Source organism: Amycolatopsis sp. NPDC114504 (assembly GCF_055633595.1).
This window is the reverse complement of the sequence record NZ_JBVKDU010000004.1, coordinates 978,257-992,286: the sequence shown is the minus strand read 5'-3', so window position 1 is coordinate 992,286 and position 14,030 is coordinate 978,257. Positions and strand designations below refer to the sequence as shown.

Sequence of the window (14,030 nt, the reverse complement as noted above, 5' to 3'; positions counted from 1 at the left end):
CGTGCACGAGAAACGCTGGCACGTCGAGGTGCACATCGACGAGGACGACGACGGCCGGACCCGGGCCACCGCCCGGCTGGAGACCGCCGACGACACCCGGATCTCCGGGACCGGGACCGCCCGGCTCAACCCGGCCGACCGCGGCGTACCCGAGGTCGGGGACGAACTGGCGGCCTCGCGGGCGCTCAGCGACTTGGCCCACAACCTGCTCGAATGCGCGGCCGGCGACATCGAAGCGCTCACCCGCAAGCCCGTCCGGCTCGACCGCTGAAAGGAATGGACATGCGGATCCTCGTCGTCTTCGAATCGATGTTCGGCGCCACCGAAGAGGTGGCCGAGGCCATCGGCAAGGGGCTGGCCGTGACCGCCCCGGTCGAAGTGGTCAACGTCGACAAAGCGCCACCCGACCTCACCGGTGTCGACCTGCTCATCGTCGGTGGGCCGACCCACGTGCACGGCATGAGCCGCGCCACGACCCGGAAGTCGGCCGCGGACCAGGTGGACGACCCGCCCCGGTCGCGGACCGGCGTGCGCGAGTGGCTGGACTCCCTCGAAACGGTGCCGGCCGATTTGCCGGCCGCGACCTTCGACACGCGCGTCGAGAAGGCTCGCGTGCTCACCGGGGCGGCGTCGCTCGGCGAAGCCAAGCGCCTGCGCCGGCTCGGGTCCCGTCTCGTCGTACCCGCCGAGAGTTTCTTCGTCGAAACGAGCCCGGCCGACGCCGGGTTGAAGGCCGGAGAGGCCGAGCGGGCCGAAGCGTGGGGTGCGGCACTGGGCCGCATCGTGTCCTGATCGTCGTGGGGGGTCCGCTGACGATCGGGGTGGAGGAGGAGCTCGTGCTGCTGGACGCCCGGACCGGGATGACCGTTCCCGCTGCGCCGCGGGTCCTCGATGCGCTGAGCGGCGAACCCGGTGTGGTGCCCGAGTTCCTGCGCTCCCAGATCGAGACGCTGACGGGGGTGTGCCGGTCGCTGGCCGAGGTCCGCGCGGACCTGACCCGGCTGCGCCACCGGGTGAGCGAGGCCGCGGGCGACGCGGGGTGCCTGGCCGTGGCGACCGCCGTCGCGCCGTTCGGGACCACGCCTCTGGTCACCGCCGACGCGCGGTACGAGCAGCTGGCGACGCGGTTCCCGGCTCTGGTCGGCGGCGCGGGGACCTGTGCCTGCCACGTCCACGTCGGCATCCCGTCCCGTGCCGCCGGCGTACGGGCGCTCGCCGGGCTGCGGCCGTGGCTCGGCGTCCTCCTCGCGCTGAGCGCCAACTCGCCGTACGTCGACGGCCTCGACTCGGGCTGGGCGAGCGCGAGGTACCCGCTGTGGTCGCGGTGGCCGACGGCCCGCCCGCCGGCGGCGTGGCGCGACGTCGCCGAGTACGACGCGGCGGTCGGGGAGGCGATCCGGAGCGGAGCCGCACCGGACGCCCGCGGCGTGTACTTCTACGCCCGGCTTTCGCCGCGGCACCCGACGGTGGAGGTGCGGATCGCCGACGTCTGCCTGGATGTCGGCGACACCGTCGTGCTCGCCGGCCTGGTGCGGGCACTCGTGATCACGGCGCTCGGTGAAGGGGATCCGCTGCGGCGGCCGCCGGACTCGATGGTCGCGCGGTCGCTGCGCACCGCCGCCCGGCACGGCCTGGCCGGGCCGGGTCTGGACATCACCACCGGATCGCCGGCCCCGGCGGAGAAGCTCGTCGCGGACCTGCTGGCCTACGTCCGGCCGGCTTTGCTTTCCGCCGGCGACCTCGACGAGGTGCGGCGGGGGTGCTGCGCCCTCGGGTCCCGGGGTGGCGGCGCGGGCCGGCAGCGTGCGCTCCGAGCGGCGTCGGAAACTCCGGCGGCGTTCGCCGCCCGGCTGGCCGCGGTAACTCGGGGTACGGACGACGAGAGCCTGGAGGCGGCACGATGAGCTCCGGAACGGTGATGGACACGAACGAGTTCCACGCGCTGCCGGTGCCCGCGGTCGCCGAGCGGCTCGGCGTCGATCCCGGGCGCGGACTAAGCAGCGAAGAGGCCGAAGCGCGGCTGAGCCGCTTCGGCGCCAACACCGTCAGTGTGCCCGCCGGGCCGGGGCCGATCCGGCGGTTCCTCGTGCAGTTCCACAACCCGCTCATCTACGTCCTGCTGCTCGCGGGCGTCGTGACGTGGGTGTTCGGCGGTCGCGTCGACGCCGGGGTGATCGGCGGGGTCGTGCTGCTGAACGCCGTGGTCGGGTTCGTGCAGGAGTCACGGGCCCAGCGGGCCCTGGAGGCGCTGTCGACCATGGTCCCGGTGGCGGCGACCGTCGTCCGGGACGGTGTCCCGCAACGGATCCCGGCCGCGCGGCTCGTGCCCGGTGACGTCGTGGAGCTCGCGGCAGGCGACCGCGTGCCCGCGGATGTGCGGCTGGCCGAGGTGCACCTGGCCGAGATCGACGAGTCCGCGCTGACCGGGGAGTCGGTGCCGGTGGTGAAGTCCGTCGATGCGGTGCCCGTGGCGGCTCCGGTCGCCGACCGCGCCGGCTCGGCGTACTCGGGGACGCTGGTGACCCGCGGCCAGGCTCGCGGTCTGGTGACCGCCACCGGCGGCGCGACACAGCTGGGCGACATCCAGCACCTCGTCGCCACGGCGGAAGTCGTCACGACGCCGTTGACGCGGAAACTGGCCCGGTTCTCCCGGCAGCTGAGCATCGCGATCGTCGCGGTCTCGGCCGGGGCGTTCGCCCTCGGTGTCGTGCGGGGCACGCCCGCGCCGGAGATGTTCACCGCGGTGGTCGCCCTCGCCGTCGGCGCGATCCCCGAGGGGCTGCCGGCCGCGGTCGCGATCGTCCTGGCCATCGGCGTGGTGCGGATGTCGCGGCGCGGCGCGATCGTCCGGCACCTGCCGGCGGTCGAGACCCTCGGCGGGACGACGGTGATCTGCACGGACAAGACCGGCACGCTGACCCGCAACCGGATGACCGTCACCACCCTCGCGGCGGCCGGCGAGCTGATTCCCCTGGCACAAGCGGAAAGCACGCTGCGAGAGTGTCTCGTCGCCGGCGTCCTCTGCAACGACGCCGAACTCGATGAAGGCGATCCGACGGAGATCGCGCTGCTCGCCTCGGCGTTCGAGGCCGGGCTGGATCCGGCCGCGATCCGGGCCGCCGCGCCGCGGACGGAGACTGTCCCGTTCGAGTCCGAAACCCGGACGATGACCACGGTCCACGGCGGGGTCGCGTATCTCAAGGGTGCGGTCGAAGAGGTCGCGGCCCGTTGTGAGACCGAGGTGCTGCCCGGTGGCGGCGAGCGTCCGCTCGACAGGGACGCGCTCGACGGGCTGCACCGGACTCTGACCGGCCAAGGACTGCGGGTTCTCGCGTTCGCGAGGCTCACTCCGGTGCCGGCGTTGCTGGGACTGCAAGCGATGCAGGATCCACCGCGCCCGGAGGCGGTCGCCGCGGTCGCGGCCTGCCGCAGCGCGGGAGTCGATGTCAAGATGATCACCGGTGACCACGCCGGGACGGCGCTCGCGGTCGCGGACGCGGTCGGACTGGCCGATTCCGCGCGGGTCCTCACCGGAGCCGAGCTGGCGGAGTTGCCGCCGGCGGAGTTCGACGAGGCCGTGGCGGAAACCCCGGTGTTCGCCCGGGTGTCGCCGGGGCAGAAGCTCGAGCTCGTGCAGGCGTTGCAGCGGCGCGGGCACGTCGTCGCGATGACCGGCGACGGGGTGAACGACGCTCCGGCGCTGCGTCGCGCGGACATCGGCGTCGCCATGGGCGCGGGCGGGACCGACGCGGCCCGGCAAGCCGCGGACATGGTCCTGACCGGCGACGACTTCGCGTCGATCGAGGCGGCCGTGCGGGTGGGCCGCGGGGTGTTCGACAACCTGCGCAAGTTCATCGCCTGGACGCTGCCGGCGAACATCGGCGAGGGCATGGTCGTGCTGGTGGCGATCGTGCTCGGCGTGACGTTGCCGATCGTGCCGGTGCAGATCCTGTGGATCAACATGACCACGGCGGTGTTCCTGGGCTTGACGATGGCGTTCGAACCGACCGAGCCCGGCGTGATGCGGCGTCCACCGCGGCCCCCGTCGCGGCCGTTGTTCACCGCGTCGCTGCTGCGCCGGGTCGTGCTCGTCTCGCTTCTGCAGGTGGTGGTCGCGTTCGCCGCGTACCGCCTGCAGCTCGGTTCGGGTTCGTCGGTCGAGGAGGCGCGGACGACCGCGATCAACGTGTTCGTCGGCGTCCAGGCCGCTTACCTGCTCAGCTGCCGCTCGCTCGACCGCCCGGTGCTGCGGGCGTGGCCGGGGCACAGCCGGATGTTCGCGCTGGGGATCTTCTTGACGGCCGGGCTGCAGCTGGTGCTCACGTACGTGCCGGTGATGAACACGTGGTTCCACACGGCGCCCGTCGGTGCGGCGTCGTGGCTGTGGGTGCTGGGGGCCGCCGTGGCGGCGTTCGCGGTCGTAGAGGTGGACAAGCTGCTCTGGCTGCGGTTCACCGGGGGCGCGGTGCGGGGAGACCGGCGGCGATCAGGGCTTCCCAGAGGGGCCTCGCGTCGAACCGGCGGAGACCGAGCCCTTCGACGAACTGGCAGCCGTGACTTTCGGCGGTGAGGGTCGTGGTCCGGCCCTGGGCGTCGAGGAACCGGAGTTCGTAGCTCGGTCCCAGTTCGAGGGTGCAGGCCAGATCCCGCGGCGGGGTGGGCAGGGAGCACGCGGCGCCGGCGATCTTCCTGATCGCGGCCGCGTCCGTCGAGCGGGTTTCGTCCGCTGGACGTCCTGGGGCGGTCGGCAGGCCGGAGGGAAACGCCGGGTACAGCGGGCCGTGCTCGACGAGCTCCCGGGGATCGTACGACGGAGAGCACAGCGCGTCCCCGCCTCCGGGCAGCTGCTCGTTGCGCCCGCATGCGGACGCGCCCAGGACGAGAAGGAGCACGCCCGAGGCGGCGGACAGTCTTCTCATGGAGAGCCCTCCTCGGTTTCGGTGCTTCCTGGACGAGACGGCCCGGGTGCGGGGTTGCACTGGCGCGGTCGCCCGTGGTCGGTGGGCCTGACTGCCGTCTCCTGTGACTCGTTGACGTCGCGCTTTTCAGGTGCGCGCTCCCGAGTGGGCGTGGGGTCAGCCGGGCGACGGGGCCGAGACGGCCTGGGCGCGCCGAGCGTGCGACCGTGCGTGGGCGACAGCGTCGTCGAGGCTCGTGAAGAGATGGTCTTCGTGCGCGAGCCGGCTGAGCGCGCCGGTGGCGGCGAGCACGTGGTGGTGACGTTCCTGTACGCCCTTGACCAGCACCGTGACTCCGCTCGCCTCGAGGTCCTCGATCGTGTCACCGAGTGCCTTCGCGCCGGTCGCGTCGAGCAGGTGCAGATGGGACAGCCGGAGGATCACGACGCGGACGTCGCCGGCCGCGCCGGCGATTCCGGCCAGAACGCGTTCGGAGGCGCCCCAGAAAATGGCGCCCTCGAACCGGAACAGCGCGATGTGCTCATCGCCGGCCGCGGCGGCGCCGGGTAGCGGCTCCAGGCGGGCGCCGGCCGCCCGTGCGACGGTCCGCAGAGCGAAGAACGCCGCGACCACGAGACCGATCTCGACGGCGAGGATGAGGTCGGCGGCCACGGTGACGGCCGCGGTGATGGCGAAGGTCACCGCGCTGGACCTGCTCGCGCGGACCACGTCGCGGATCGTGCCGGCGGGCGCCATCCGCAGGCTGGTGATCATCAGGACACCGGCCAGGGCGGCCAGCGGGATCCGGGACACCAGTCCGGTGGCGGTGTAGATCACCGCCATGACGACAACGGCATGCACCACCGCGGAAAGCCGGCTCCGCGCCCCGGAACGGACGTTGACCGCCGTGCGCGCGATCGCGCCGGTGGCCGGCATTCCGCCGAACAGGCCGCTGACGATCGAGGCCAGCCCCTGCCCGACGAGCTCGCGGTCTGGCCGCGTCGGTCCGACGGGTGGTCCGACGCGGGTCATCGCCACCGCCACGCGGGCCGAAAGCAGGGATTCGATCGCGGCCAGGGCTGCCACCGCGACGGCTCCTCCGGCCAGGTCGCCGATCGTGCCGGGCGTGAACGAGGGCAGGGCGACGTCGATCGAGTCCGGCAGGATGCCGATCCGCGGAACGGGCACACGGAGGACTTCTGCGGCGATGGTCGTCAAGGCGACCGCCACCAGCGACGCGGGAATCCCGCGGTGCAGCCGCGGTAGGACGAGCATGATCACCGCGACCACGACGACGACGGCCACCGTCCAGCCGGCCTCGGACCCCGAGTGCGCCACGGCGGTCAGCGCGGCCAGGAAAGAGTTCTGCCCCGGGGCCGCAGCCTTGCTCACCGCGGCCGGGACCTGCTGTAAGAAGATGATGCAGGCGATCCCGAGCGTGAAGCCCTCCACAACCGGCCAGGGCAGGTAGCCGACCAGCCGGCCCAGCCGAGCCGCGCCGGCGAGGAGGACGAGGACGCCGCCCATGATCGACACGAGGGCCACGGACGACGCGCCGTGGGTCGCGACGATCGGGGCGAGCACCACGGCCATCGCCCCGGTCGGCCCGGACACCTGCACCGGTGAACCCCCGAAGATCGCGGCCACCACTCCGGCGACGACGGCCGTGACCAGCCCGGCCGCGGCGCCGGCGCCCGAGCTGACGCCGAACGCGAGCGCCAGCGGAAGCGCCACGACCCCGACGGTCACCCCGGCGATCACATCGACCCGTACGACCGAAGGACGGAAGTCGTAGTCGTCGCGGGTGGGAAGCAGGGCCTTGACCGCCGATAGCCCTCTCACACGCGCTCCGCGACAGCGTCGAGAATGGCCTGCGGGCTCGCGCCGGGAAGCGGCGGCAGTTGCCGGGCCAGCCGAAGCTGATCCGATCCTGGCCGGAGACTCGACAGCAGGAAGGCGCGGGCGACCACGAGGATTTCGGCGACCAGGGGTTGCGCGAGCCAATACTCCACGGCGTTGCCTGTGCGTGTCGAGGTCACCACCCCGCATCGGCGCAGGACGGCCAAGTGCTGGGAGAGCTGCGAAGCCTCGCATCCGGTCACTTCGAGCAGTTTGGTCACGGCGGTGCCCTCGTCGCCTGCGGCGGCCAGTACCTCCAGCACCTGGATACGGGTCGGGTGGGCAAGGCACTTGAACAGGTCTGCCTTGATCCGGTAGAGCGGCTCGGTCGTCCGGGACCTCGCGGGCATCGGCTTCACCTCCTGGTTTGATGACTATATCAATCCATCAACCGGTCGGATCGTCGGTCTTCGACGGAGGGGACTGTGGTCCTGGGGCAGCCCAGGGCACGAGGGCACGTGCGGTCTGGGCGACCACGACCGGCGGAGATCCGGTATACGGACAACCGGGCGGTCAGGAACCCCTGCCACCAAAGGAGTTCAGAGCCAGTCCCGGCGCTTGAACAGCGCGTACAGCGTGGCGGAGATGACCAGGATGGCCAGCGTCGAGACCCACACGCCCGAGGCCTGCCCGAACCCGGGGTAGGGGATGTTCTGCCCGTAGAAGCCGGTGATCGCCGTCGGCACCGCGATGATCGCCGCCCAGCTCGTCACCTTCTTCATGATCGTGTTGAGCCGGTTGCCCTGGATGCTCAGCTGGGTCTCGCGGATCGTCGCGATCAGGTCGCGCAGGGACTCCGTCCACTCCGTCACGCGCAGGACGTGGTCGTAGACGTCCTGGAAGTACGGCAGCAGTGTGTCGTCGCGGCGCATCAGCGAGGCCACGATCTCCCGCATCGGCACGGCCAGGTGACGCAGCCTGCTGAGGCTCCGGCGCAGGCGCAGGGACCGGCGCTGCAGGTCCGTGTGGTCGACGTGGTCGGCGAACACCAGGTCCTCGAGCGCTTCGACCTGCTCGTCCAGCACCTGGACGGCGTCGAGGTGCCCGTCGACGAGGTAGTCGAGCAGCCCGTGAAGCAGGAACGCGGCGCCGTTCTTGGCGAGTTCGGGAGTGCTGTCCCACCGCTCCGTGAGGGCGTCGATGTCGGTGGTGTTGTTGTGGTGCACGGTGATCAGCACGCGCTCGGTGAGGAACGCGTCGATCTCCGACGCCGCCAACGTGCCTTCGGTGACGCGCACGGTGTACGCGGCGAGGAACGAGTGCCGGTCGTAGTGCACGAGCTTGGGCCGCTGGTGGTCGTCGTCGAGCACGGACGCGACGGCGAGCGGGTGCAGGCCGAGCTCGCCGGCGAGGGCGGCCAGGTCTTGCGCGGTGGGAGCGTCCAGGTCGAGCCACAGCGTCACCGACGGGTCGGTGAGGTGGTAGGCGGCTTCGGCGGCGGGGAAGTCTTCCCGCTCGAGGACACCGCTGCGGTACAACCGGCTGCGCGTCATCGTCGGCTCAGCGGTCGTGCGCGGCGGCCAGGCTCGCGCGGCAGGCGCGGACCAGCTGGCGGGTGGCGCGCGTCGAGGGCGTTTCGCCGCAGGACGGGCAGCACACCGAGACGTCGCCGGCGAGCTGGTCGATCGCGACGTTCAGCGCGCATTCGCAGGTGCGGCACCAGCGGGTGCCCGTGACGATGACGACGTGCAGCGGGGACGCGACGCAGTCGTGCAGCCAACGCCGGTGGGTGCGGCAGGTGACGCGCTCCAGCGCCTCCAGGCCGTCCTCTTCGGACCGGTCTTCCGCGGTCAGTGTGCGCGCCAGGCGCTGGTCGGCGACGTCGGCGTAGCGCGGGTCGACGAAGTCGGCGGGGCACAGGGCCAGCCGGTCACGGCGGTTGCGGCGGAGGGACGTCGGCTCGGCGGTCGTCGCCGGGGTGGTTCCGGGCTGGGTGTCCATGGTGTGCCTCGCTTTCGTCGTGATCCAGAGTCCGCTCCGCGAGGCCGGGCGACGAGGGCCGGACCGCCCCGGATCCCGGGGCCCGGTGGCCCCGGTTCCGAGGGGGCGAAGGCCCATCCGGGTGAGGACTTCGGTCGTCTCGGGAGGCAGCCTGGCCGCTCCGGGGTGGCTCAGGAGGTGGTGCGGACGAGGTACACCGGGCACGTCGCGTTGTGCAGCAGGGCCTGGCCCGTGGAGCCCAGCAGCAGGCCGGGGAAGCCGCCGCGGCCGCGGTCTCCGAGCACGACGAGCTGCGCGGTGGCGCTGCGTTCGATCAGCTCGCGACGGGGATGGCCGCGGACCACGACCCGCTCGATGCGGACGTCGCCGGCGTCGTGCGCATCGGCCAGGCCGGTGAGCAGCCGCTGACCGGCATCGGTGACCGTCCGCGGGTCCAGGTGCGGTTCGGCTTCCGGGCGGGGTGGGTCGTCGGCCGACGCGTGCACCACGACCAGGCGGGTGTGCCGTGCCCGCGCCTCCGCGACCGCCGTCGCCAGGATCCGGCCACTCGGTTCGCTGCCGTCGATCCCGGCGACGATCGGCCGGTCTTCCACGCCGGGCGCGTCCCAGGAGTCACCGCGGACGACCACCACGTCGGAGAAGGCGTGTGCGCCGACGGCCGAGGCGACCGAGCCGGCGAGGAGACCGGTGAGCCGCCCGCGTCCGCCCGAGCCGACGACGACGAGCGAGGCCTTACGCGACGCTTCGATGAGTGACTGCGCGGCCCGGTCGGAGTCGAGCCGGGTGGTGACGGCGGGTGCGCCCTGCGCTTCGGCGATCTCCTGGGCCGCGCGCAGGTAGCGCTGCCCGTGCGCGCGGAGGACGTCCTTCATCTCCTCCGGCGGGGGCACGACGCCGCCGGCGAGCAGCGCCGAGAAGTCGAGGGCGTGCACGATCTCCAGCGGAGCGTCGTGCAGGCGAGCCTCACGTCCGGCCCAACGGACGGCGTCGAGCGCCTCGCCCGACCCGTCCACTCCGGTGACGATCGGTCGGTGGGTAGTGGTCATGCCAGCTCCTGAATACGGGTGTCGTGGCCCGACCGTAGGGCGGCGTGGTGCTGCAGGGCTGCGGCCGGAAGTCCTCCGGAGGCGGGACTTCCGGCCGCAGCTCGGAGGTTCTCGCGGCCCGCATTCCCGATTCGGGCGGTCCTGGCGGTCACCCATCGACGGAACACCGAATGGCACCCGATGTCCAGTCCGGGTCGGTGACGCTCCACATACATCGCCCACCGGTGCCGCCGAAGCCGTTCCAGAAACAGACATCGCCGAGACTGCAGTCCCACGGGGCGAGTGTGGCGCCGGTCTCGGCATCCCAGGTCGCCGGAGCGGGTTTTCCCGAAGCGGCGACAGTCGTGTGGGCCACCGACGTGACCGCGGTCTTCGCCTGTTTCGACGGCGCCGCACTGTGATTACTCGAATGAGTGCCGGCCATGCCGACTGGTCCTGAAAATTAGCCCCGTCGGGTGGCCAAAGCACTGGCGTGCACGGCCATCCGTGTGAACCGCTTGGCGGTTTTCCGCATCGGCCTGGCCGGACTGCTAAGACGGAGGCGGACACGGGTCGCGCTGGGGAGGGCGGATGGTCCGGATGGTCATTGCTACTTTCGCGGGTCGCCCGCAGCGGGTCGAACGGCGAGCCCCCTCGTCTCCCCGTGCGTGCCGGCTGCGAGCGATCCGCGGTTTCACGATCGCATCCGGGCTGTACACGATCAGCACATCCGGCGAACATTGAGGGATAACGAGGGATCGAGCGGAGGGTCTCGTGGAGTTCCTGCTCCTGGGGTCGGTCGACGCGCGATCTGGCGCCGAGCATCTGCGGCTGACCTCCCAGCGGCAACGCGCTGTCCTTGCGGCCCTGCTGATGACGCCCAACGTGGTGGTGCCGCTGCGGCGGCTGGTGGAAGTCGTCTGGGGGGAAGCTGCGCCGGCGTCGGCGATGGCGAACCTGCGGACGCACGTTTCGCGGCTGCGACAGCAGCTCGCCGCGTTGGACAGCGGGCAGCGGATTCAGGCCAGGGCGGGCGGGTACCTGATCGAAACCCGGCCGGACGAGATCGACGTCGAACGGTTCCACCGCATCGCCGATCACGGGCATCGTGCGTTCCTGGCCGGAGACGACGCATTGGCCGCACAGCTGCTTGGCCAGGCGTTGAGCCTATGGCGAGGGCAACCGCTGTCCGGTCTACCCCCGACCCCGGCGATCGATGGTGAGGCCCAGCGCCTGCTCGAGGCCCGGTGGGCTGTCGTCGAGGACGACTGCCGGGCTCGGATGAACCTCGGGGCGTGCGCCGACGTTGCCGGTGAGCTGCGCCGGCTGGTCGCCGATCACCCGCTCCACGAACGGCTGTGGTCACTGCTGATGCTTGCGCTGGCCGGCGCCGGGCAGCAGGCGGCCGCGCTCGACGCTTACGGCGTCATCCGCGACCGGCTGGCCGGCGAGCTGGGCGCCGAGCCAGGACCCGACTTGCGCGACGCTCACTTGGCGGTCCTGCAGCAACGCGGTGTTCCCGCCGCATTGCCCGTGACGCCCGCGCAGCTGCCCCGGGCCGCCACCGGATTCCGTGGGCGTCACGCCGAACTCCTCGCGCTCGACCGGCACTTGCTCTCCGGCGACGGTCCACGCCTCGTGGTCATCGCCGGGACTGCAGGAGCCGGCAAGTCCGAGCTCGCGACCCAGTGGGCGCACCGAGCCCGCGAGAGGTTCCCCGACGGCCAGCTCTACGCAGACCTCCACGACACGTGCGGTCCCGCCTCGGTCCTTGCGCGGTTCCTCCGGGCGCTCGGTGTCCCGGCTCAGCAGATTCCGCACGACGTCATCGAGGCAACAACGCTGTACCGGTCGGTGCTGGCCACGAAACGCGTGCTCTGCCTCGTGGACAACGTCACCGACGCCGCTGACGTCCGGCCACTGCTGCCGGCGGCGTCGAGCTGCGCGGTCGTGGTCACCAGCCGTAACCGCCTGGATGGACTGATCGCTCTCGAGGGTGCCCACCGCATCAGCTTGGACGTCTTGCCCCCGGCCGACGCTGTCGCTGTGCTCACCGCTGCTATCGGCGCAGAACGTTCGACAGAAGAATCGGCGGCCACCGCCGAACTCGCCGAGACGTGTGCGCGGCTGCCCCTCGCGCTGCGCATCGCCGGGGCGCAGATTCGGCACCGCGCCGGGCGCCGGGTGGCCGACCACCTCGCCGACATGCGCAGTCACGGTGTGCTGAACAGCCTGACCGTCGACGGCGACACCAGTGCGGTCCGCGCTGCCTACGATCTGTCGTACCAGGCTCTCGACGGCGCTACCCGTCGCACGTTTCGCCTGCTCGGCCTGGTGCCCGGGGGCGACATCACGCCGGATGCGGCCGGTGCGCTGACCGGCGCGCCGACCGCAGTGATCACCCGCCAGCTGGAGCGGCTGGCTTTCGCGCACCTGGTTCAAGAGCACGCACCGAACCGCTACCGCCTGCACGACTTGCTCCGTCACTACGCTGCCGAACGCGCCCAGACCGAGGACGACAGCGACGCAGCGACGGGAGCGCTTCTCGGGCACTATCTCGTCTATGCCGACGCGGCGGCAGATCTCTTGTACTCGCCCATGCTGCGCCTGCCCGGGTCGCGCTCGCATCCGGATGCGTTCGCTGATCGGGATGCCGCTCGGGCATGGTTCGGGACTGAGTTCCTCAATCTGGTCGCTGCGGTCCGTTACGCCCACACGCGCGATAACCCCGTGTTGGTGTGCCGGCTCGTCGACGCCCTGCGTGGGTACTGCATGACCAACTGGTCTGTCGAAGGGCCGGAGCTCGCCCGCATCGGGCTGGAATCGGCGAACGCCACCGGCCGGCCCGATCTGTGCGCGGTGGCGCACAACCACCTCGCGGCATGCCACGCCGTCCGCTGCGATTTCCCGCCCGCTATCAGGCACTTCGAAGCCGCCTTGCACCTCTACCGAGCACTGCGGTCCCGCCGCGGCATGACCGCTGTATTGAGCAACCTCGCCTCGCTTCTCCTGACCACCGGAGACCTGGAGCGTGCGACCACTGCTTTCGCGGAGGCGATCGCGCTGGAGGACGCGCCCAATCCATGTCGTCAGCTGAGCCTCGGCATCTTGCACGAATACCGTGGGGACGTGACGAAGGCCGCGGCCATTTACACGCAGGTGGCCGATGACCTCCAATCTTGCGCTCTTGTCCTGCTCGCCCGGGTCGGCGTTCGTGTCGGTGACTACGTCGCAGCGCGTCACGCCGCCGAAGAAGCCGCCGAACAGGCCAGGCGCATCAACGACCGCAGCACCGAGGCGTCCGCACTCACGGTGCTCAGTACGGTCCATGCCGGCGTCGGCAACCACGCGGGCGCGGTGCAACTCGCTGAAACCGCGATCGAGTCCGCCGCCGACCCCGCCGCTGAAGCAGCCGGGTATGCCGCCTTGGCTGCAGGCCACCTCGCGGGCAGTCAGTACCGGCTCGCGCTGCTCAACGCCCACCACGCGCTCCACCTCACACGTCGGCTCGGTACCCGCTTCGAGGAATGCGAGGCACTCTTGCAATTGGCCCACATCCACCGCGCCGCCGGTACCCGGGCAGAGGCCGACCACTACTTCGGTGCGGCCCTGCGAATCGCTGAATTCCACGGCTATCGCGGTCTCGCCGGCCGTGGACTGCGGCCAGCGGCAAGGACGTCGTAGCCGTGGAGTGCTGACCCGAGCCACAGTGCCGCGCAGTCTCGTCAGGCGCCCGCTCGTCGGCATGAGCGGACATCCAGGAGCGGATCGCGGCCGGATAGGCTGTCTCCTCGTGAAGAGCGAGGAGTGCGCGATTGTCGCTCGAGGCTGGGACGGGTCGTTCTATCGAGTCCGGACTTCGGTCTTCGATGTGACCTTCATGGTCGGCGGTGGCGAACGACTCGAGGCGGTGGCGAACGTCGATGCCGAAGTTCGGTTGCCTGACGGCTCTCGCTGGAGCGTGACGATCTTCACGCTGGCCGAGGTAGAACGTCTCATGCGGGAATGGGCCGGCACCGGAGAGCACGGCGGGGGAAGCTACTTCTGGTGCTTCGACGGCATTGTCGTCCGTGAGCCCGGCGTGGACAACATGGTCATCGCGCTCGCAGACCTTTGCCGCAGCGGCAACCTTCGCAACGCACTGCATCGCCTCGACGAAGCGGCCGGGTAGCTCGGGCGACACGGTCCGGGCTGGACCGGATACGGCATTCTCCGCACACGCTCTTCGGCATGAGCGCGCGTACCGCCGTACGCCCACTCATCCGGG

Annotated in this window: 13 protein-coding genes; 6 read left to right on the top strand and 7 right to left on the bottom strand. The window is 71.4% G+C overall.

Translation table 11 applies throughout. The annotated features are described in order from the left end of the window. Nucleotide 1 precedes the first annotated feature (1 nt). From ACZ7PG_RS34220 to ACZ7PG_RS34205, 4 genes are read left to right on the top strand one after another with little or no spacing between them, the layout of a single operon-like run. Entirely contained in the window at nt 2-271 is a 270-nt protein-coding gene (locus ACZ7PG_RS34220) for a DUF1876 domain-containing protein (protein ID WP_470243280.1), read from the top strand. 11 nt (nt 272-282) lie between these two features. Continuing rightward, complete coding sequence (locus ACZ7PG_RS34215; protein WP_470243279.1) at nt 283-792, top strand: flavodoxin family protein; 510 nt, start codon at nt 283-285, stop codon at nt 790-792. Nucleotides 793-797: 5 nt separating this feature from the next. Continuing rightward, complete coding sequence (locus ACZ7PG_RS34210) at nt 798-1,904, top strand: carboxylate-amine ligase (RefSeq protein WP_470243278.1); 1,107 nt, start codon at nt 798-800, stop codon at nt 1,902-1,904. Next, complete coding sequence (locus ACZ7PG_RS34205) at nt 1,901-4,570, top strand: cation-translocating P-type ATPase (RefSeq protein WP_470243277.1); 2,670 nt, start codon at nt 1,901-1,903, stop codon at nt 4,568-4,570. Before ACZ7PG_RS34210 ends, ACZ7PG_RS34205 begins: the two co-directional genes overlap by 4 nt. On the opposite strand, the gene ACZ7PG_RS34200 is transcribed toward ACZ7PG_RS34205, so the two are convergent. From ACZ7PG_RS34200 to ACZ7PG_RS34170, 7 genes are all read right to left on the bottom strand, one after another. Further along, complete coding sequence (locus ACZ7PG_RS34200) at nt 4,452-4,919, bottom strand: hypothetical protein (protein WP_470243276.1); 468 nt, start codon at nt 4,917-4,919, stop codon at nt 4,452-4,454. The genes ACZ7PG_RS34205 and ACZ7PG_RS34200 overlap by 119 nt on opposite strands. Nucleotides 4,920-5,075: 156 nt before the next feature. Continuing rightward, on the bottom strand, nt 5,076-6,740 hold the full coding sequence (locus ACZ7PG_RS34195) for a SulP family inorganic anion transporter (RefSeq protein ID WP_470243275.1): 1,665 nt from the start codon (nt 6,738-6,740) through the stop codon (nt 5,076-5,078). Beyond that, nucleotides 6,737-7,147 carry an ArsR/SmtB family transcription factor gene (locus ACZ7PG_RS34190; RefSeq protein WP_470243274.1) on the bottom strand — a complete coding sequence of 137 codons (411 nt, stop codon included), beginning with the start codon at nt 7,145-7,147 and terminating at the stop codon, nt 6,737-6,739. The genes ACZ7PG_RS34195 and ACZ7PG_RS34190 overlap by 4 nt, the downstream gene beginning before the upstream one ends. Nucleotides 7,148-7,336: 189 nt before the next feature. Then, the gene (locus tag ACZ7PG_RS34185) at nt 7,337-8,290 is read right to left on the bottom strand and encodes a magnesium transporter CorA family protein (protein WP_470243273.1); all 954 of its coding nucleotides are present in this window, start codon (nt 8,288-8,290) and stop codon (nt 7,337-7,339) included. Nucleotides 8,291-8,297: 7 nt separating this feature from the next. Then, a complete protein-coding gene (locus tag ACZ7PG_RS34180; RefSeq protein WP_470243272.1) occupies nt 8,298-8,738 on the bottom strand; it encodes a hypothetical protein in 441 nt (146 codons plus the stop codon). Nucleotides 8,739-8,908: 170 nt separating this feature from the next. Next, the gene (locus ACZ7PG_RS34175) at nt 8,909-9,784 is read right to left on the bottom strand and encodes a universal stress protein (protein ID WP_470243271.1); all 876 of its coding nucleotides are present in this window, start codon (nt 9,782-9,784) and stop codon (nt 8,909-8,911) included. 148 nt (nt 9,785-9,932) lie between these two features. Beyond that, nucleotides 9,933-10,208 carry a peptidase inhibitor family I36 protein gene (locus tag ACZ7PG_RS34170; protein ID WP_470243270.1) on the bottom strand — a complete coding sequence of 92 codons (276 nt, stop codon included), beginning with the start codon at nt 10,206-10,208 and terminating at the stop codon, nt 9,933-9,935. A gap of 329 nt (nt 10,209-10,537) precedes the next feature. On the opposite strand from ACZ7PG_RS34170, the gene ACZ7PG_RS34165 reads away from it, so the two are divergent. Together ACZ7PG_RS34165 and ACZ7PG_RS34160 are read left to right on the top strand one after the other, a co-directional pair. Further along, entirely contained in the window at nt 10,538-13,447 is a 2,910-nt protein-coding gene (locus ACZ7PG_RS34165; protein ID WP_470243269.1) for an AfsR/SARP family transcriptional regulator, read from the top strand. Nucleotides 13,448-13,556: 109 nt separating this feature from the next. Next, nucleotides 13,557-13,934: a hypothetical protein gene (locus ACZ7PG_RS34160; protein WP_470243268.1), complete on the top strand. Its 378-nt coding sequence runs from the start codon at nt 13,557-13,559 to the stop codon at nt 13,932-13,934. Nucleotides 13,935-14,030 lie beyond the last annotated feature (96 nt).